Annotated in this window: 17 protein-coding genes; 4 read left to right on the plus strand and 13 right to left on the minus strand. The window is 67.9% G+C overall.

The annotated features are described in order from the left end of the window. The first annotated feature begins 21 nt into the window (after nucleotides 1-21). Together DWG18_RS05435 and DWG18_RS05440 are read left to right on the plus strand one after the other, a co-directional pair. Nucleotides 22-1503: an OprD family outer membrane porin gene (locus tag DWG18_RS05435; RefSeq protein WP_115646110.1), complete on the plus strand. Its 1482-nt coding sequence runs from the start codon at nucleotides 22-24 to the stop codon at nucleotides 1501-1503. A gap of 57 nt (nucleotides 1504-1560) precedes the next feature. Then, nucleotides 1561-3258, plus strand: coding sequence for a SulP family inorganic anion transporter (locus DWG18_RS05440; protein WP_115646112.1), 1698 nt, complete (start codon nucleotides 1561-1563; stop codon nucleotides 3256-3258). A gap of 33 nt (nucleotides 3259-3291) precedes the next feature. Here the strand turns inward: DWG18_RS05440 and aqpZ are convergent, their stop codons facing one another. From aqpZ to DWG18_RS05495, 11 genes are all read right to left on the minus strand, one after another. Then, complete coding sequence (gene aqpZ, locus DWG18_RS05445) at nucleotides 3292-4008, minus strand: aquaporin Z (protein WP_115648049.1); 717 nt, start codon at nucleotides 4006-4008, stop codon at nucleotides 3292-3294. Nucleotides 4009-4107: 99 nt separating this feature from the next. Next, entirely contained in the window at nucleotides 4108-5019 is a 912-nt protein-coding gene (locus tag DWG18_RS05450) for a DUF2950 domain-containing protein (RefSeq protein ID WP_115646114.1), read from the minus strand. Beyond that, nucleotides 5016-6416 carry a DUF3300 domain-containing protein gene (locus DWG18_RS05455; protein ID WP_162823728.1) on the minus strand — a complete coding sequence of 467 codons (1401 nt, stop codon included), beginning with the start codon at nucleotides 6414-6416 and terminating at the stop codon, nucleotides 5016-5018. Before DWG18_RS05455 ends, DWG18_RS05450 begins: the two co-directional genes overlap by 4 nt. Nucleotides 6417-6593: 177 nt before the next feature. Further along, a complete protein-coding gene (locus DWG18_RS05460; protein ID WP_115646118.1) occupies nucleotides 6594-7283 on the minus strand; it encodes a potassium channel family protein in 690 nt (229 codons plus the stop codon). Nucleotides 7284-7286: 3 nt separating this feature from the next. Continuing rightward, nucleotides 7287-8375, minus strand: a complete 1089-nt coding sequence (gene cax / locus DWG18_RS05465) for a calcium/proton exchanger (protein WP_115646120.1) — start codon at nucleotides 8373-8375, stop codon at nucleotides 7287-7289. Next, nucleotides 8372-9838: a TolC family protein gene (locus DWG18_RS05470; protein ID WP_115646121.1), complete on the minus strand. Its 1467-nt coding sequence runs from the start codon at nucleotides 9836-9838 to the stop codon at nucleotides 8372-8374. Before DWG18_RS05470 ends, cax begins: the two co-directional genes overlap by 4 nt. Before the next feature lie 7 nt (nucleotides 9839-9845). Further along, complete coding sequence (locus tag DWG18_RS05475) at nucleotides 9846-11060, minus strand: HlyD family secretion protein (RefSeq protein ID WP_115646123.1); 1215 nt, start codon at nucleotides 11058-11060, stop codon at nucleotides 9846-9848. Beyond that, nucleotides 11060-11641, minus strand: coding sequence for a DUF3302 domain-containing protein (locus DWG18_RS05480; protein ID WP_205289401.1), 582 nt, complete (start codon nucleotides 11639-11641; stop codon nucleotides 11060-11062). The genes DWG18_RS05475 and DWG18_RS05480 overlap by 1 nt, the downstream gene beginning before the upstream one ends. Before the next feature lie 343 nt (nucleotides 11642-11984). Beyond that, the gene (locus DWG18_RS05485) at nucleotides 11985-12278 is read right to left on the minus strand and encodes a hypothetical protein (RefSeq protein WP_115646125.1); all 294 of its coding nucleotides are present in this window, start codon (nucleotides 12276-12278) and stop codon (nucleotides 11985-11987) included. A 73-nt stretch (nucleotides 12279-12351) separates the two neighbouring features. After that, nucleotides 12352-12702, minus strand: a complete 351-nt coding sequence (locus DWG18_RS05490; protein WP_115648051.1) for an HU family DNA-binding protein — start codon at nucleotides 12700-12702, stop codon at nucleotides 12352-12354. 276 nt (nucleotides 12703-12978) lie between these two features. Further along, nucleotides 12979-13377, minus strand: coding sequence for a hypothetical protein (locus DWG18_RS05495; protein WP_162823729.1), 399 nt, complete (start codon nucleotides 13375-13377; stop codon nucleotides 12979-12981). 143 nt (nucleotides 13378-13520) lie between these two features. On the opposite strand from DWG18_RS05495, the gene DWG18_RS05500 reads away from it, so the two are divergent. Then, a complete protein-coding gene (locus DWG18_RS05500) occupies nucleotides 13521-14813 on the plus strand; it encodes a nucleotide sugar dehydrogenase (RefSeq protein WP_304466097.1) in 1293 nt (430 codons plus the stop codon). A 9-nt stretch (nucleotides 14814-14822) separates the two neighbouring features. Beyond that, entirely contained in the window at nucleotides 14823-15827 is a 1005-nt protein-coding gene (locus DWG18_RS05505; protein WP_115646127.1) for an NAD-dependent epimerase, read from the plus strand. A 6-nt stretch (nucleotides 15828-15833) separates the two neighbouring features. On the opposite strand, the gene DWG18_RS05510 is transcribed toward DWG18_RS05505, so the two are convergent. Continuing rightward, nucleotides 15834-17138, minus strand: a complete 1305-nt coding sequence (locus DWG18_RS05510; RefSeq protein WP_115648053.1) for a replication-associated recombination protein A — start codon at nucleotides 17136-17138, stop codon at nucleotides 15834-15836. A gap of 98 nt (nucleotides 17139-17236) precedes the next feature. Continuing rightward, nucleotides 17237-17944 carry a hypothetical protein gene (locus tag DWG18_RS05515; RefSeq protein ID WP_115646129.1) on the minus strand — a complete coding sequence of 236 codons (708 nt, stop codon included), beginning with the start codon at nucleotides 17942-17944 and terminating at the stop codon, nucleotides 17237-17239. Nucleotides 17945-17979 lie beyond the last annotated feature (35 nt).

Consider the following 17979-nt stretch of genomic DNA (forward strand, 5'->3'; position numbering starts at 1 on the left):
GAAAGCGCGACGGGAGGATGCATGACCAGGCATCGACGCGCCGGCCTGTGCCGGTCGATCTGGATCACGTTGGCTGCCATGGGCGCGCTGCAGGCGACGTCCGCCTTCGCGGCCGAAGGACGCGGCGCCGCACCTGCGACGATGACCGCAGCGGATCTCGACGCGCTGGCACTCGCGCCGCATCCACTCGAACCGCAGGCAAGCGCCGCAACACCGGGCACGACCGAACCTGCGATCGAAGAGAACCAGGAAGCCACCGGTGAAGGCCCGCCCTCCTCGACCGAACAGGGTCAGACGCCACTGTCCGAAAGCTTCGGCCCGAAGACGCATGCGGCGTGGGTGCGCGAGACGCGGCGCAAGGCGTTCCAAGACACCAAGGCCGACGTCCAGCTGCGCAGCTACTACCTCGACCGCACCAAGTACGACGACAGCGAGATCGGCGCGTGGGCGCTCGGCGGCTCAGCCGGTTTCAAGACCGGCTACTTCCGCGAACATTTCTCGTTCGGTTCGACGGTCTATGCGTCCGGCAAGTTGTGGGGCCCCGAAGAGAAGGACGGCACGTTGCTGCTGAAGCCGGGCCAGCACGGCTACGTCGCGCTGGGCGAGTTCTACGGCGAATTCCTGTTCACCGAAGACGTCAAGATGACGGTCGGTGCACGCGCCTTCGACACGCCGTACATCAACCGCAACGACAGCCGCATGTCGCCGAACACGTTCACGGCGGCGGTGGTCCAGGGCCTGCACGGCGGTGGCGACCTGCCCGAAGTGCGTTGGGGCGCGGGCTACTTCGACGAGATCAAGGAACGCAACGCGGACCACTTCGTGTCGATGGCGCAGGACGCGGGTGCACCGGCCGGTGTGAAGCGCGGTGTGTTCGCGACCGGTGCGAACTACAAGTACAAGGGCTGGTCGTTCGGCCTGATCGACTACTACAGCAACGACATCATCAACATCTTCTACACCGAAGGAAAATACGACCTCAAGCTCGCGGACAAGAGGAAACTGACGTTCGCGCTGCAGTACTCCGACCAGCAGAGCACCGGCGACAACCTGCTGAAGGGTCGCGACTTCAAGGCGCACCAGTGGGGCGGCAAGGCCGAACTCGCCTGGAACAACGCCCTGTTCACCACCGCGTTCACCAGCGCCCGCGGCGACACCAACATGCAGAACCCGTGGAGCGGTTATCCGGGCTACACCAGCGTGCAGGTGGAGGACTTCAACCGCGACGGCGAGGACGCGTGGATGGTGCGCGCCGGCTACAACTTCGCGAGCGTCAAGGGCCTGAGCATGTACGCGCTGTACGTCAATGGCAGCACACCGGACGCGCCCGGGCAGTTCTCGCGCCAGGAATCCGACTTCAACGTGCAGTGGAACGTGCCCGAAGGCCCGTTGAAGGGCCTGATGGTGCGCCTGCGCTACGGCCAGGTGGCCCAGGACGATCCGGCCAGCCAGGATCTGCGCGACCTGCGCGTCATGGTCTATTACGACCCGCCGTCGCTCTGACGGCGGGGAGCGCGTGATGCGCACCGCTTCGATGCGACGCTCCCCGAAGCGCCGCGCATGACCGCGCGGGCGCTCCTGCCATACGGATGGCGCGACTATCGCTGGCGGTGGTTGCCACGCGACGCCATGGCGGGCATTACGACGGCGGCGGTCGTCCTGCCGCAGACGCTCGCCTACGCGGCGCTCGCCGGTGTTCCCGCCTACGTGGGTCTGTACACGGCGTGCGTCCCCGCGCTTGTATACGCGTTCGTCGGCACGTCGCGCGCGCTGAGTGTGAGCAGCACCGCAACGGTTGCGATGCTGACCGGCGCCGCGCTGACCGGGGTCGCGCCTTTTGCGAATGCGGACGAACTGGTGCGCGCGAGCGCCACGCTTTCGCTGCTCACCGGGCTGATGTTGGTGATTGCGGCCGTGCTGCGTTTCGGTTTCCTCGCGAACTTCATTTCGGCGCCGGTGCTGACGGGATTCCGTGCAGGCGTCGCGATCGTCGTTCTGATCGAACAGTTGCCGCGACTGTTCGGCCTGCACATCCGTTCCGGTCGTCGCCTGCAGGAAGTCGCCGACATGGCGATGTCGCTGCCCGACACCTCGTGGGCGACGCTGGCGCTGGGCGCGACGTCGGTGTTCGGCATCCTCGCGATGCAGCGCCGGTGGCCGCGACTCCCCTCCACGTTGATCGCGGTGATGTTCGGTACGACGCTGTCGTTCGCGTTCGACCTGGGCGCGCATGGCGTCGAAGTCGTTGGCCGTGTGCCGGTCGGTCTGCCCTCCCTCGTCCGGCCGAATACGGCGTTGATCGGCGAACTGTGGCCCGCTGCGATGGGCATCGCGCTGATGAGCTTCATCCAGTCCCTCGCGGCTGCGCAGAGCGTGGTGCGCGCGGGTGAGCCCTACCCGAACGCCGACGTGGAACTGCGCGCCCTGGGCATGGCCGGCGTCGGCGGGTCGCTGTTCGGCTGCCTGCCCGCAAGTGGCGCGACCATGCCGTCGACCGTCAACGACGGGGCCGGTGCGCGATCGCAGCTGTCCGGTTTGTTCGTCGCGTTGCTCGCGCTCGTGGCGATGGAGTGGCTGGCGCCCCTGCTCGAGCGCATCCCGAATGCGACGCTCGCGGCGATCGCGATCGTCTTCACTGCCCACCTGATCAGCCCGCGCGAGTTCGCTGCCATCCGCGCCGTGCGCCGCACGGAATTCACGTGGGCGCTGGTCGCGATGCTGGGTGTGGTCGCCTTCGGTGCGCTGCGCGGCATCGTGGTCGCGATCGTCGTGTCGCTGATGTCCCTCGCCTACCAGACGCTTCGGCCGCGCCTGCATGTCCTGCGTCGCAAGCCCGGAACGCGGCGCTTCCGGCCGCAAACGCCGCGTACATCGGACGACGAAGACGTCCCCGGTCTGCTTGTCCTACGCCCGGAAGGCCGCCTGTTCTTCGGCAATGCCGCCTACTTCGGCGAGCGCATCCAGCCGCTGATCGCCGAATCGAAGCCGCGCGTGATCCTGCTCGACCTGCGTGCCGTGTTCGACATCGAATACACCGCTTTGATGGCACTCACCGACGCCGAGGCCAAGCAGCGCGCGGCGGGGACCGACCTCTGGCTGGCCGGCATGACCCCCGACGTCCTCGAGACCCTTCGGCGCGCACCGCTGTACGCAACGCTTGGCGAAGGTCGCATCTTCGCGAGCGTTGCCGATGCGATCGCGGCGTGGGATGCCCTGCCCCACGACCGCGAGGCCGAGGTCGTGCTGGAGGACGACTGAGGCCGCATGCGACGTCGCCGCACGCAGCGCAGCTCATTCCCCTTCCCGACCCAGCCAGCGATACAGCGCACCGCCCACCACGCCGCCTGCGACCGGCACGATCCAGAAGAACGCGAGCTGCGACAGCGCATGGCCGCCGACGAACACGGCGACGCCCGTCGACCGCGCGGGGTTCACCGAGGTGTTGGTGACAGGAATGCTGATGAGGTGGATCAGTGTCAGGGCGAAGCCGATCGCCACCGGTGCGAGTGCGGCCGGCGCCGCACCTTGCGTGGCCCCCATGATCACGACAACGAACATCGCGGTCATGACGAACTCGCAGAGCGCAGCGGCGACCATTGAATAGCCGCCCGGCGAGAATTCGTCGTACCCGTTCGTCGCGAACGCACCCGCCGAATTCGGGTCGACATTGAAGCCGGCCTGCCCGCTCGCGATCTGCCACAGCACGAAACCGGCAACGAGCCCGCCGAGCGTCTGCGCGATCCAGTACGGCACGAGTTGCGACGCCGGAAAGCGACCGCCGGCCCACAGGCCCGCACTCACGGCCGGATTGAAGTGGCCGCCGGAGATGCGGCCGAGCGCGTAGGCGCCGGTGAGTACCGTCAGGCCGAACGCCAGCGATACACCGAGCAGTCCGATGCCGAGTGGGTTGCCCGTGCCACCGAAATTGGCCGCGAGTACCGCGCTTCCGCAACCACCGAGAACCAGCCAGAACGTGCCGAGGAATTCCGCGGCGAGCTTCTTCGTCATGATCGCGTCGTCCGTATCAAGCAGATCCGAATGGGGTGACATGGCACCCGCCCTGGATGTCCGCACCGCGCGATCCCTCGCGCGGCGCGGACCGCCCCGCTACTTCGTTGCCGTGCCGTCGCCCATTTCCTTCCAGCCGCTGTCGGGATCGAAGGTCTTCATCGCGCGGGCCGCGGCATCCGTGCCCTTGCCGAGGTCACGCTCGAAGATCATTCCGTCCTGGCTGATGGTGAAGGTCATGACGCCCGACTTGCCGTACTCCGCCGGCCAGGCGACGAGGCCGAAGCCGCGCGTCATGTTGTCGCCGAGCTTGTAGTCGTACGCGCCACCGGGCGCCGACGGGCCCTGCCCCGTCAGGATGCGGTAGTGGTAGCCGAGGAAATCGCCCTTGGGTCGCTCATCTCCGAACAGCGGTCCGAGGGGACTGATTTCGCCGCTGTCGTCATCGGCCCAGTACAGGCCGTCGTGCTTGCCGTCGGTGCTGATCAGCTTCTGCGCGTACTCCAGCACGCGGTCGCCATCGCGGTCCTCATTCGCGTAGTCGAACTGCGCGTCGCGGTAGGCGCGCAGCGCCTGCATGACGTCGAGTTCGTTGCGACCGATCGCGCGATTGCGGATTTCCTGCGCGCCCGACGCCAGGTCGAAGTGCCAACCGTCGGCCTTCTTGACCAGCGGGATCGGGAACACCCAGCCGTCGTCGCCGACGGTCAGCATCGACCGGTCCGCGCTGGCCGCGTTGAACGCGTGCTTCTGCCGGTACTTGGCGAGGAACGCGTCGACGTCCGAACGTTTGGGCCCGCCCTGCGCCGGCACGTACGTCTTCCAGTCGGAGCCGAGCACGGCGCCCAGCTTGTTCGCATCGGCCTGCGTATTGCCGAGCGCGTCGACCAGCGCCTGCGCGCCGGCCTCCGGGGTCGGATACGCCTGTTGCGCGAGGGCGAGCGGCGATGCCACCAGCATCGCCACGACGAGCACACGCACCGCTTGGGTTTTGATGATTGAAGTGTTCATCGACGACGTCCTCCGCCACCACGGCTTACCGGCGGCCGGCTCATCGAGCGTGACGCGCCACCACCGCGCGATCCGCCGTACGACCCGCCACCCCTCGACATCGAGCTGCTGCTCGAACGGCCGCGGCTCGACGCCGCGCTCGTGTCGCGCATGCCACCGCTAGCGCCCGAGAACGCGTCACCACGCGACGAACCCGTGTTGAACGCGCCGCTGTTGCGCGCGGCATCGCGTGAACCCATGTTGCTCTGCCCGCGTTGCTGGAAGCTGTCGCGCCCGCTGCCGGGCGGACTTCCGCTCTGCCGGTTCTGGAAGCTGCGATCGCTCGCCGTCGCGCGTGCGCGGTTCTGTGCATCGGCGTTGCTGCGTGCCGGACGCTCCATGCCGGCGCGATCCATCGACTGCCGCGCCTGTTCGCGCTGTTGCGAGCGCTGTGCGTCATCGCCGCGGAAACGGTTGTCGGCTGTCTGGCGCTGGCCTTCGAAGCGGTCGCGCGTGCCCTGGTCGCGGTACGGCGTGCCTTCGCGATGCGCGCTGTCGTGCCGGAACTTGTTGTCGCCGGCCTGGCGTTCGCCGCGGCGGGTATCGCGATTCGCCTGTCGATCGCCACGATTCGCTTCGCGGTTCACGTTGCGCTCGAAGTTGTTGTAACGGTCGACGTCGATGTTGATGTCGCCGCCACCCCAGTCCCAGTCGCCCCACAGGCCGCCGACGATGCCGACGCCGATGCCGAACATGATGCCGGCGCCGAGCGCGGCGCCCGGATACCAGTAGGCCGGCGGCGGGTAGTAGTACGGCGGATACGCGCCCCAGCCGTAACCGGGATAGGCCCAGCTCGGGTCGTAGCTCGGTACGTAGATGACGTCCGGATCGTTCGACTCGATCACGATCGCGGTGGGGCTGGAGCCGCCGCTGACGGCTTCCGTCTTCACTGTCTGCTGCTCGCTCGACTTCAGCGTGCCCGCCTTCTGCGCTTCCGCACGGAGGCGCTGGATCGACTGCGTGACGCGGTCCGGCTCGGCGAGAAACGCGTCACCGAGACGCGTCACCCAGTCATTGTTCTGGCCGAGCGACGCCAGCACCTGGGGAAACGCGACCAGCGCCTGCACGCTCGGATCCCACGGCTTGCTCGCGACCTGCTTCACCGCGTCGTCGCCCTTGGCATTGGGGTTGGCCTTGGACCACGCGACGGCATCGGCGACCTCGCCCGGGTACGTCGAGGCCATCAACACCTGCGCGAGCAGGGAATCGGGATACAGCGCGATCGGCGCGAGCATCTGGTCGAGCTCGGCACTCGAGAACACGGCGCTGCCCGAGCTCGCGCTCGAACTGGACGACTGTGGCGCGGCGGTCGCGAAGCCGCCCGGTACAGCGGCGAGCAGCACGAAGGCGAAGGCCACGGCGGTCGCGATCCGTGACCGTCGCGGTCGATCGAAATCACGAGGGGCGTTCATGACGGATGACTCCTGGTGGATGGCGGCACTGCGCAGCGCTCACCGGACCCCGGATGCGCACGCATCCGCGGGAACACGAACTCGCACGACCGCGGTCTGCGGTCGCGGAGGCACGAAGGCGCATCAACCCGGGCGCGTGCCATCACCCGTCTCCGCGGACGCCCGCAATCCCACCAGCCGCGCTACCAGCACGGCCAGGTAGAACTGCCCGACGATCGCTTCGAATATGGCCAGCCCGCGCGCGATCGGCGTGACCGGCGTGATGTCGCCGTAGCCGAGCGTCGCGAGGGTGACGAAACTGAAATAGATGCCGTCGTTGAGCGACATGCCGTGCGCGAACGGCTGGCCTGCAGTGAGCAGCGAGCGCGGCACCGCGGCTTCGACCGCGACATAGACCGCCCCGCAGAACACGCCCACTAGCAGGTAGGCACTGAGCGCGGCGAGCATGTGGTCCGCATCGACGGGTACGCTCGACAGCGCGTAACGAAGTGCGCGGTACGCCGCGAGCAGTGCGATCACACTCCACAGCAGGTAGCTCAGCGCGTGCGCCTCGGCGGAGACAGACCGAAGCGGCGCATAGCGCAGAACCAGCGCGATCGCGACCACCGCGAGCGTGGTCCGACGTGCGTTGTCCGACGACACGGGCAACACCGTTGCGAGCAACGTCAGCCCGAGAAAGACGTCCAGCAATCCGCCGCCGATGCCGAATTCCGCGGTGAGCGGCCCGATCGCGATCGATGCGAGCAGCAAGCCGAACAGCAGCGCATAACGACGCTGGTGCAGCAACCCACGGAGCGACGGGAGTCTCCACATGGCTCACCCCGACGTGTCCGGCGCGAAGTAGAAGACCGAGCCGAGGATCAGATACACCGCGAGCAGTTGCACGCCGCGCAGCCAGTCCGATCGCCCGTCGCGCGCCACGCCGTTCACGATCAGCACCGAGAACAGCACGCTGATCACGAGGCCGCCCCCGAACACGAGGCCCATCGGCTGCGGGCCGACGACGTAGCTGAGCAGCACCAGCAGCGGTGCCACCAGCAGCGCGAGCTGCACGCTGGAGCCCAGCACGATCGACATGGACAGCCCCATGCGGTTGCCGCGCGCCATCACCACCGCGGTCGCCCCTTCCGCCGCGATGCCGAGCGCCGCCAGCAGGAACACACCGGCGAACGCGTCGGACAGTCCCAGTGCCTGTGCGGTCGGCTCGATGCCCGCCACCAGCAACTCGCTCATCCACACCACGGCGAGCGTCGCGACGCCGAGCGTGATCGCCGCGCGTCTGGTCGACGTCGACGCGCCGTGCGCCGGCGATGCGGGTGTGCTGTCGTGGGGTTCGTCCGCACTGTTCCCGTCGTCCTCGAACATCGACCGGTTGGTGACGAGGCTGAAGACGGCGTACGCCACGTAGACGGCGATCAGCACGACCGAGATCCACAGGCTGATCGATTCGAGCGAGGCGTCGTCTTCCGGCGCCACGACACGGAACGCGGCCGGCATGATCAGCGCGATCACCGCAAGCGTCAGCATCGTGGCCTGCGAACTCGCGGCCACCGCGTTGTAGCGCTGCGATTGCCGGCCGATACCACCGGCCAGCATCGACAGGCCGAGCACCATCAGGATATTGCCGATGATGCCGCCGATCAGCGCGGCCTTGACCATGCCGTAGAGGCCTTCGCGCAGCGCCGCCAAGGTAATGATCAGTTCCGCCGCATTGCCGAAGGTCGCGTTGAGCAGGCCGCCGATGCCGGGCCCGTAGCGTTCGGCGAGCACCCCGGTGGAGTGCGCCATCAGCGCAGCGAGCGGGACGATCGAGATGGCGGCCGCGGCGAAGATCAGCATCGGCCGGTCCGGCACGATGAATTCGAGCAGGATCGCGAGCGGAACGAAGATCAGTAGCCACTTCACCGCTCCGCCCCGACGCCTTGCGATGCGGGCGCGGGCATCGCGGCGGCCGGTGCGTTGTCGAAGCTGCCGCCGAGCGCGAGGTGCAGGTCGACGCGCTGGTTGAGACGCTCGCGACGCACGTGCAGCAGCGTGATCTGCGTGGCGTTCGCGGTGAGCAGGCTCTGCGTCACCGTGCGCATGTCGACCTTGCCGACGCGATAAGCCTCACGTTGCAGGTCGACCACGCGCCGGCTGTCGGTGGCTGCCGCCGCCAGCAACGATTCGCGCGACGCCAGGATCTGTTCGCCGTTGAGCGCGTCCTCCGCTTCGTTGAACGCCTGCAGCGCGAGGCGCCCGTAGTCGGCCACGGCCTGCTCCTGCTCGGCGTTGCGCGCACGCAGTGAGCCGGTCAATGCACCGCCGGTGTAGATCGGCGCATTCAGCACCGCACTTGCACTGCGCGTATTGCGCGCTTCGTCCTCGAACCCGTTGGTGCTGGACTCCAGTCGTCCAGCGCCCAGCAGGACGGACAACGTCGGCAGGAACGAGGCCTTCGCTTCGCCGACGCGATTGAACGCCGCGGCGACACGGTCTTCCGCGGCGATGATGTCCGGACGTCGCGACAGGATGTCGACCGGTAGACCCGCGGCGGTGCCACTCGCCGGGAACGCCGGCAAATCGTCCCGTGCGGCGATCAAGGCGCCGGGATAACGGCCCAGCAGGATTTCCAGTGCGCGCAGGGCCTGCGCGTGCGCGAGATCGACCTGGCGTGCGGCGTCGGCATAGCTCGCGGCGCTCGTTCGCGCGACGAGGACCTCGTCCTGGCTGCCAGCGCCGATGCGGCGACGCTTGTCGGCCAGTCCGACGAGCGACTGCGCGTCGTCCGCCATCTGCTTCGCGAGTGCCTTCTGTCGATTGGTCTCGGCGGCGACGAACCACGCACGCGCCACCGCCGCGGCGATCGACTGCTGTGCGTAGCGGTAGTCGGCGCCGCTGGCGTCGTGCATGGCGCGTTCGGCATTGCGCGCGTAGCGCAGCCGGCCCCAGAGGTCGATTTCCCACGCCAGGCGGACGATCGCGCCCGCCGCCATCGCGATGAAATCCGACAGCGGCTTGCTGCTCGCGCGCCCAAGGATGCCGATCGCGGGTTTCAGGCGCGAATCCGCGATGTCGACCTGCGCGGCCGCCTGTTCCATGCGTGCGGCGGCGACGCGCAGGTCGGTGTTGTGCGCGATCGCTTCGGCCACGAGCTGGTCGAGTTGCGGATCGCCGAAGCTCGCAACCCAGTTGTCGGCGACGGTGCCGGAGCCTGCGGCTGTGCCGGTCGACCACGTGGTCGGCACGGATGCATCGCGCAATGCATCTCGCTGGATGTCCTCGCGCGGTGGCGGCGGTGCTGTCGCGCACCCTTGCGCGAGCAATGCGACGGCCAGTGCCGCGGCCAGTGCGCGCTTCAGTGCTCCCGGCAGCGTCGTGGCGTGCATGGGCGCGTCAATGCAGTTTGAGGACGAGCCAGTCGAGCTTGGTCGAGACGCGCAGGATGATGCGACGCACGACCTGGATCAGCTCGATGTGGTCGGTATAGATCGCGCCCTGTCCTGCTGCGCCCATCGGCAGGAACGTATGGGTATCGCGCCCGACGGGAATGAGTCGCACCGCGTAGCGTGCGGGTCCGGCGGCGCCGGTCATCTGCGCGGTCTGTCCCGGCAGCGGTGCCTGCGCGGTCGGTGGGAGCACGCCCCCCAGTGGCAACTGGCCGGTGCCCGACGCCCAGACGATGGAATCGACCTTGCATTTGATGATGCGGTTCGGGAAGGTCTTGAGCGTGATCTCCGCTTCGTCGCCCGGCTTCACATAGCGCAGTTCGTTCTGCGAATACATGGCGATGACCCACTGCTCGTTCTCGACGAACGACATCACCGGCACGAGCGGCAGGTTGCTGGCGTAGGAACCTTCCCGCAGCTGCAGGTTGATGACGGCGCCATCGGCGGGCGCATAGACCGTGGTCTGGTCCAGCATCCAGCGTGCATGGACGATCTGCGCGCGCAGCTGCTCCAGCGCCGCGCGCGCCTGCGCGACTTCCGAGAGCTCGCCTTTGTGCGTCGTCGCCGACAGCTTCTGCTGCACCTGGGCGACGTTCGCATCGTTCATCAGCAGGTCCGCCTGCAGCGCCTTCGCGTCGGTCTGCGCCTGCTCGTAGTCGAAGTGCGTGCCGGCACCGGTGGTGGCGAGGTCGTGCGTCTGGCCCACACGCTTGCGTGCGAGATCCAGCTTCGCGGCGAGCGAGCTGCGCGTCGACTGCGCGGATTCCAGTTCGGCGCGCAGCTCGCGCGAGTACGCCTGGGCGCTGGAGAGCTTCGCCACCAGCTCGGGTTCCTTGGCTTCGAGCGCGGCCAGATCCTGCTGGTACGGCGTCGAGTCGATGGTGAACAGCACATCGCCCTTCTTGACCGGCCGGTTCGGTTGCACCGGCACCGACGTCACCTTGCCCATCGCACGCGGGATGACCTGCACGACGTAGTTCATGACGCGCACGTCGGACGATGACGGCGCGACGATGTTGAGGAAGAGGATCAGCAGCGTCAGGCCGATGATCGGGATCGTCACCACGATCACCTGGCTGACGAAGTTCCACGGCAGCCACTTGAACTTGAAGAAGACCAGCCAGACGAAGAACGAATAGATCAGGAGGAGGATGACTTCCATCAGGCCGTCCCCTCTCCGTGCGCGCGCTGCTGGGCGGCGAGTTGGGCTTCGAGCGCGGCGATGCGCGCACGCAATGCCTGGATGTCCTCCGCTGGCACTTCATCGGCGGGCGCCGTCGCATCGTGGATCGGGCTCAACGCTTCACCGTGATGCGGTGTGTCGTCGACGTCTGTGCCGTACGCCAGCTTGTGGATGACCGGCTTCGTGTAGGCCCACAGCCAAGCGATCGGCCACAACATGCCGCCGAAGAACAGCGAGAGCAGGCACAGCGTCTTGATCGCGGCCAGCTGCGGGTGCTTTCGCTTCTCGGCGATCTTCTCGGGAAGGATGTGGATGATCAGGAACACCGCGATGCCCACGATCGGCACGATGAACAGCGCAGCCCACGCCACGCCGTTGGCGAGCGCATCGAGCGCGTCGCCCTTGAGGAATGACGCCTGCGCGGCCGGCATCCAGCTCGCCAGCGCGGCGGCAACGGCAAGAGCGGCGGCCGGTGGGCGGCGGGAGCGCACACGCGGTGCCGGCGATACGCGATCGGCAGCGGGCGTTGCGGGCGACACGCGGGCAAGCAGTGCAATCATCCGGCTCGGGTCCTGTGCGTCCCGACCGATCATCCCAGTGGGTTTTCAGCCGCGGAATCGCCACTGGGGGTAGCCCGCACTGCCCCTTCGGGCAATGAACAGGGCTGCCGAAATCCGCCGGAAGACGTATCGGCGCCGCAGGCATGTTGCGGGTGGATGCGATCGTGCAGTCGTTGGCGGAACACGCGACGCGGCTGCAGCCGTGGATCGATCGCGTGTGCGATGAGCTCATCGCACTAGACGACAGCCGCCCCCAGCGGCGACGCACGCGGCCCTTGGTGCCGCGCGTAGGAAGTGTCGATCAGTGCGGCGGCGACGACACGCGCCACCGCGGAATGCGACCTCAGAGGTCGCCCGGAAACGCGCGTGCGACTTCCGCGAACAGTGCGACGATGCGCTCGGACAGGCGATGGCGGTCGGCGCCGCTCATGCGCGACAGCGCGGCATGCACCGAGTCCGCGCCATAGGAAAGATCTGCGACCAGTTCTTCGCAGCGGAAGCGCAGGTTCTCGGGCAAGTGCGCGACGGGATCCACCGTTGCCAGCACGTCGTGCGCACGGGCCAGGCGTTCGACCAGCCCGACCTCGTCGCTCAGGGACAGGACGGCATCGCGGGCGGCTTCGTAAGCGACAGACATGATGTGCAGCGTACCGGGTTTCGTGCAGGCGAAAAAAAACCGCCGGCCCTGGGGCCGGCGGTTCGGAGGTCGATCAGACCGCCGCGTCCTTGAGCTTCTTCAGCGGACGCGCCTTGAGCTTGACGGACGCCGGCTTCGCGGCGAACCACTGCTCTTCCTTCGTGAACGGGTTGATGCCCTTGCGCTTCGGCTTGGCCGGGACATCGACCTTGGTGACCTTGAGCATGCCGGGGAACGTAAACGTGCCGCAGCCCTTCTTGTGCAGCGAGCCGTGGGCCGCCTCTTCGAGGGACGCCAGGACAGCGCGGACGTCGCGCGGGGCGAGTTCGGTGCGCTCGGAGATGTAGTTGACGAGACCGCTCTTGCCCAGCGGTTCGGTCACAGGCTTGATCTTGGAGGCACCGCTCGCTTTCTTCGTCGCCATGGTTTGCAGGTTCCGGGTGGAAGGAATGCGCGTTATCGCGCGACCGCGTCCGCGTTGCAAGAGGTTTTCGTCGATTTCCGCCTGAAAAATGATCATTTGCCCGATCCGGCGCTCGAATCGGGGTTCTGCGGGTGGACACGGGGCGGGAAAACGGGCCGTCCTGCGCGCGTCATCCGATGCGCATGTGCGATCGACGCGGCTGTCGCTCCCGTGGTTCGTTGCGCCGCCGCACGCGCGAGCGCATGCGTTTGGCACGGCAATGCCGGTTTCCGGCAGTCAGCGGCAGGCTTCGTAGACCCGGTCCTGCAGCGTCGTCAGCAGGGCGTAGTTGCGTTGCAGGCCGGCGCGACGCTCGACCGCATCGCGGTAGGCACGTGCATCGGCGCAGCTGTCGCGGCTTTCCAGCGCGGCGACGGTCGTGCGCGCGCTGCGTCGCGACGACGCGCGTGTCCGTGTGCTGGCGCGGGTGCGCGGCCGCGGCCCGTCGTTCGCGGGCGTGACGGGGTCCGGCGTCGCATCCCAGATCTCCGCCGTGCGTTCGCCCCGGGCGCAGGGCTCGCTCTGGTAGCGCGCATGGCCGTCGCGCCCCACGCACTTCTGCACCGTCTGCGCCTGCGTCGCACCCACGCCCAGCGCCAGCAGCAGCGCCATTGCCATCCACGTCCGTGTGGTCATTGCCGTCCTCCTGTTCGGAAGCGACAGCATCGGCGTAGCGCGCGATCGACGATATCGGCGGCGGCCGCGTCCGCATGTCGGACTTCTCCGAGACGGCCGCAGGGCGACACGGCATCATAGGCAGCCGCTCCGGGAACCCTCGCATGCACGACACGCCCCTGCCCGCCCTCGCCGAAGCCCGCATCGCCGTCGTTGGACTGGGCTACGTGGGCCTGCCGCTGGCGACCGCGTTCGGGGTGACGCACGACACGCTGGGCTTCGACATCGACACCGGGCGCATCGACGAACTGCGCACGGGCCACGACCGCACCGGCGAAGCGCATGCCGACGACTTCCAGCGCGCCACGCGGCTGCGCTTCGATTCCGACGGCGCATCCCTCGCCGGTCGCGACGTCTTCATCGTTACCGTGCCCACCCCGGTCGACACCTTCAAGCGCCCCGACCTCGGGCCGCTCGAATCCGCGAGTCGCGTCGTCGGCCGCGCGTTGAAACGCGGCGGCGTGGTGATCTACGAATCGACGGTCTATCCGGGCGCGACCGAAGAAGTCTGCGTGCCCATCCTCGAGCGCGAATCAGGCCTGCGTTACCGCGAGGATTTCCACGTCGGCTACAGCCCGGAACGCATCAATCCGGGTGACCGGAGCCACAAGCTGCCGAACATCGTCAAGGTGACATCGGGCTCGAGCGATGCCGCGGGTCGGTTCGTGGACGCGCTGTACCGCAGCGTGGTTCCCGCTGGCACGCACCTGGCATCCAGCATCCGCGTCGCCGAAGCGGCGAAGGTGATCGAGAACATCCAGCGCGACGTCAACATCGCGCTGGTCAACGAGCTGGCGCTGATCTTCGAGAAGCTCGGCCTCGACACGCTCGAAGTACTCGAAGCCGCCGGCACCAAGTGGAACTTCCTGCCGTTCCGCCCGGGCCTCGTGGGCGGCCACTGCATCGGCGTCGATCCGTACTACCTGACGCACAAGGCGCAGGGCATCGGCTACCACCCCGAGGTCATCCTCGCCGGCCGCCGCATCAACGACAGCATGGGCGAGCACGTCGCGCAGCGTGTGCTGCGCCTGATCGCCGCCCAGGATGCGCCGCCGCCGCATCCGCGCGTGCTGGTGCTGGGCCTCGCGTTCAAGGAGAACTGCGGCGACCTTCGCAACACCCGCGTGGTCGACATCGTCTCCGAACTCATCGCCTACGGCGCGCGCGTGGACGTGCACGACCCCCGCGTCGACGCCGAGGAAGCGCATCGCGAACACGGCCTCCGCCTGCTGGAGATGCCCAAGGCCGGCGCCTACGACGCGGTGGTGCTTGCGGTGCCGCACTCCGAATTTCTGCAGGACGGCGCGTCGTCGGTCACCGGCTACGGCCACGCCGACGCGGTCATCTTCGACGTCAAGGGCGCGCTGCCGCGCGACGTCGTCCACGGTCGTCTTTGAGGATCCGCCATGCGCGTACTCGTTACCGGCGCGGCCGGCTTCATCGGTTCCCACCTGTCCAAGCGCCTGATCGAGCGCGGCGATGAGGTGTTGGGGTACGACGACCTCAACGACTACTACGATCCGCAGCTCAAGCGCGATCGACTGAAGCACGTGGTCCCCGACCACGGCTTCCGGTTCGTGGAAGCGAAACTCGAAGATCGCGACGCCATGGACCGCGCGTTCGCCGAGTTCAAACCGCAGCGCGTCGTGAACCTCGCCGCGCAGGCCGGCGTGCGCTACTCGCTGCAGAACCCGCGGGCGTACATCGACAGCAACCTGGTCGGTTTCATCAACATCCTCGAAGCCTGCCGGCACAGCGACGTCGAGCACCTGGTCTACGCGTCGTCGAGCTCGGTCTACGGTGCCAATCGCGAGCTGCCTTTCGCGGTGGAGCACAGCGTCGACCACCCGGTCAGCCTGTACGCCGCGACCAAGAAGGCGAACGAGCTGATGGCGCATACGTACAGTCATCTGTACGCGCTGCCGACGACGGGCCTGCGCTTTTTCACCGTCTACGGTCCGTGGGGCCGGCCGGACATGGCGCTGTTCCTGTTCACCCGCAAGATCCTCGCGGGCGAGCCGATCGAGGTCTTCAACCACGGTCGCCACAGCCGGGATTTCACCTACATCGACGACATCGTCGAAGGCGTGATCCGCACGCTGGATACCGTGCCGCAGGCGTCGGATGACGCCTCGCTGCTCACCTCGCCCGCGGCGTCGACCGCGCCCTACCGCGTCTACAACATCGGCAGCCACCGCCCGGTCGAACTGCTGCGCTACATCGAAGTGCTGGAGGACAGCCTCGGTCGCAAGGCCGAACGCCGCCTCGTGCCCATGCAGCCGGGCGATGTGCCGGACACCTATGCCGACGTCGAAGCGCTGCGTCGCGATACGGGCTATGCGCCGTCGACGGCGGTGGAAGTCGGTGTCGCGAAGTTCGTGGACTGGTACCGCGATTACTACCGCGTCTGACGCCGGTTACGACTGGCCGTCGCGGCGCTGCCGCGCTTCGGCGCGCATCTGCCGCAGGTTCGCGAGCTTCTCGCCCAGCTTGATCTCCAGGCCGCGCTGCACCGGGCGGTAGTACTCGCGCTCCCCCATGGTGTCTGGAAAGCCGGTCTGATCGAGCGCGATGCCGCCTTCGGCATCGTGGTCGTACTGGTAGCCTTTCGAGTAGCCGAGCGACTTCATCAGCTTCGTCGGTGCGTTGCGCAGGTGCATCGGCACCTCCTGCGTGCCGAGCTCGCGGACGTCGGCGCGGGCCTCGTTCCAGGCCACGTAGCCGGCGTTCGACTTCGCGGTCGTCGCCAGATAGAGCACCACCTGCGCGAGCGCGAGTTCGCCTTCGGGGCTCCCGAGGCGGTCGAACGTTTCCCACGCGTCGATCGCCATCTCCAGCGCGCGCGGATCGGCGAGGCCGATGTCCTCGACTGCCATGCGCGTGATGCGTCGGGCGAGGTAATGCGGATCGGCGCCCCCATCGATCATGCGGGCGAACCAGTAGATCGCGGCGTCCGGATTCGAGCTGCGCACGGATTTGTGCAGCGCCGAGATCTGGTCGTAGAACTGCTCGCCGCCTTTATCGAAACGGCGCGTACGGTCGGCCAGCACCTGGGCGAGCGTCGCCTCGGTAATGCGGCCGCCCTCGCCCGTCGCGAGTTCCGAGGCGATCTCGAGCAGCGTGAGCGCGCGACGCACGTCGCCGTCGGCGGCGGTCGCGATCTGCCGAAGCAGGCTTTCGTCGACCTCGATGCCCATTGCGCCGAGGCCGCGCTCGGAATCCGTCAGCGCGCGATGCAGCGCTTCGACGAGATCGTCGACGGCCACGGCTTCCATCACGTGCACGCGGCAGCGCGAGAGCAAGGCGGAGTTCAACTCGAACGACGGGTTCTCGGTGGTCGCACCGACGAAGACGATCGTGCCGCGCTCGATCGCAGGCAGGAATGCGTCCTGCTGCGCCTTGTTGAAGCGGTGCACCTCGTCGACGAACAGCACGGTGCGGCGCCCCTCGGCGAACCGGTCGGCGGCTTCGGCCAGCACTTGGCGTACCTCGGGCAGCCCCGAGAGCACCGCGGAAATCGCGCGGAACTCGGCGTCGGCATAGCGCGCGAGGAGCAGCGCGAGGGTCGTCTTGCCGCAGCCTGGTGGGCCCCACAGCACCATCGAGTGGATGCGCCCGGCTTCGACGGCCCGCCTCAGCGCGGAGTTCGGAGCGAGCAGGCGCTTTTGCCCGACCATCTCGTCGAGCGTGCGCGGGCGCATGCGCTCGGCCAGCGGGCGCATCGCGTCCGCGGAGGCGTCGTCATCGAAGAGGCGGGGCGTGGTGCGCTTGGCCACGGCGTGTGGTGCGGGATGCGGCCCCGCACCTTACCAGCCGCGCGTCAGAGGCTGGCGATGCCCGAGGTGGTCGCCGACCACTCACTGCCCGGGCCGAGTTCGTAGTGCACGCGCACCCAGCGATGCGCCTTGGCGTCGTACAGACCCTGCACCTGCGCGGGCGTCGAGCCTTCCGCGCCGAAGTCGACGAGGCCGGCGCCGTCGATGCGCACGAAGCGGCCGACGTCGGTTGCCTTGACCGCGTTCGGCGTCCACTTCACCGGCTGGCTCTGGAACTCGTCGTGCAGCGCTTTCGTGATCTGCTGGTCGAGCGACGTCGCCAGCGACGAACCGGCGGCGACCGTCTTGCCTGCCCCACCGCCGAGTTCGAGCTGCGGATAGGTCACCTCGGTGCTCGCGGTGTCGTACATCGCGGCAAAGCGGAACGGAATCCAGTCGCCCTGCCCGTCGATGCGGAGGCGGCCGTCGCCGGTGACTTGACGATCCTGGATGCTCGCCGGACGCACGTGCACGGTGCCGAGCTGCACCACCACATCGGACGTGTCGAACTGGCGCGTGATGCTGCCGATCACTGCCGCAGCGATCGCGTCGTCGACCTGTTCGCGGGCTTCCACCCGTGCCGTCGGCGCCGCAGCGGTCGGTCGGGCGACCAGCGGCGCGGCCATGGCCTGCGGACGATGCCCGGCGACCAGCGACGTGGTGGCCAGGGCGGCGAATGTACCGACGGAGAGGAGTGTGCTGCGGAGCGGCATTGCGAGGACCTTCGTGCGACAACCTGCGTGTGAAG

This window comes from Lysobacter sp. TY2-98 (assembly GCF_003367355.1).
Taxonomy (GTDB): Bacteria; Pseudomonadota; Gammaproteobacteria; order Xanthomonadales; family Xanthomonadaceae; genus Cognatilysobacter.

What these genes read in the sequence shown, in the direction of transcription:
- DWG18_RS05440 (WP_115646112.1), top strand. Translation starts at nt 1,561, where the DNA reads ATGACCGCGCGGGCGCTCCTGCCATACGGATGGCGCGACTATCGCTGG.
- DWG18_RS05490 (WP_115648051.1), bottom strand. Translation starts at nt 12,702, where the DNA reads ATGGCGACGAAGAAAGCGAGCGGTGCCTCCAAGATCAAGCCTGTGACC.
- DWG18_RS05485 (WP_115646125.1), bottom strand. Translation starts at nt 12,278, where the DNA reads ATGTCTGTCGCTTACGAAGCCGCCCGCGATGCCGTCCTGTCCCTGAGC.
- DWG18_RS05505 (WP_115646127.1), top strand. Translation starts at nt 14,823, where the DNA reads ATGCGCGTACTCGTTACCGGCGCGGCCGGCTTCATCGGTTCCCACCTG.
- aqpZ (WP_115648049.1), bottom strand. Translation starts at nt 4,008, where the DNA reads ATGACGAAGAAGCTCGCCGCGGAATTCCTCGGCACGTTCTGGCTGGTT.
- DWG18_RS05450 (WP_115646114.1), bottom strand. Translation starts at nt 5,019, where the DNA reads ATGAACACTTCAATCATCAAAACCCAAGCGGTGCGTGTGCTCGTCGTG.
- DWG18_RS05435 (WP_115646110.1), top strand. Translation starts at nt 22, where the DNA reads ATGACCAGGCATCGACGCGCCGGCCTGTGCCGGTCGATCTGGATCACG.
- DWG18_RS05495 (WP_162823729.1), bottom strand. Translation starts at nt 13,377, where the DNA reads ATGACCACACGGACGTGGATGGCAATGGCGCTGCTGCTGGCGCTGGGC.
- DWG18_RS05510 (WP_115648053.1), bottom strand. Translation starts at nt 17,138, where the DNA reads ATGCGCCCGCTGGCCGAGCGCATGCGCCCGCGCACGCTCGACGAGATG.
- DWG18_RS05470 (WP_115646121.1), bottom strand. Translation starts at nt 9,838, where the DNA reads ATGCACGCCACGACGCTGCCGGGAGCACTGAAGCGCGCACTGGCCGCG.
- DWG18_RS05480 (WP_205289401.1), bottom strand. Translation starts at nt 11,641, where the DNA reads ATGATTGCACTGCTTGCCCGCGTGTCGCCCGCAACGCCCGCTGCCGAT.
- DWG18_RS05475 (WP_115646123.1), bottom strand. Translation starts at nt 11,060, where the DNA reads ATGGAAGTCATCCTCCTCCTGATCTATTCGTTCTTCGTCTGGCTGGTC.
- DWG18_RS05460 (WP_115646118.1), bottom strand. Translation starts at nt 7,283, where the DNA reads ATGTGGAGACTCCCGTCGCTCCGTGGGTTGCTGCACCAGCGTCGTTAT.
- DWG18_RS05515 (WP_115646129.1), bottom strand. Translation starts at nt 17,944, where the DNA reads ATGCCGCTCCGCAGCACACTCCTCTCCGTCGGTACATTCGCCGCCCTG.
- DWG18_RS05500 (WP_304466097.1), top strand. Translation starts at nt 13,521, where the DNA reads ATGCACGACACGCCCCTGCCCGCCCTCGCCGAAGCCCGCATCGCCGTC.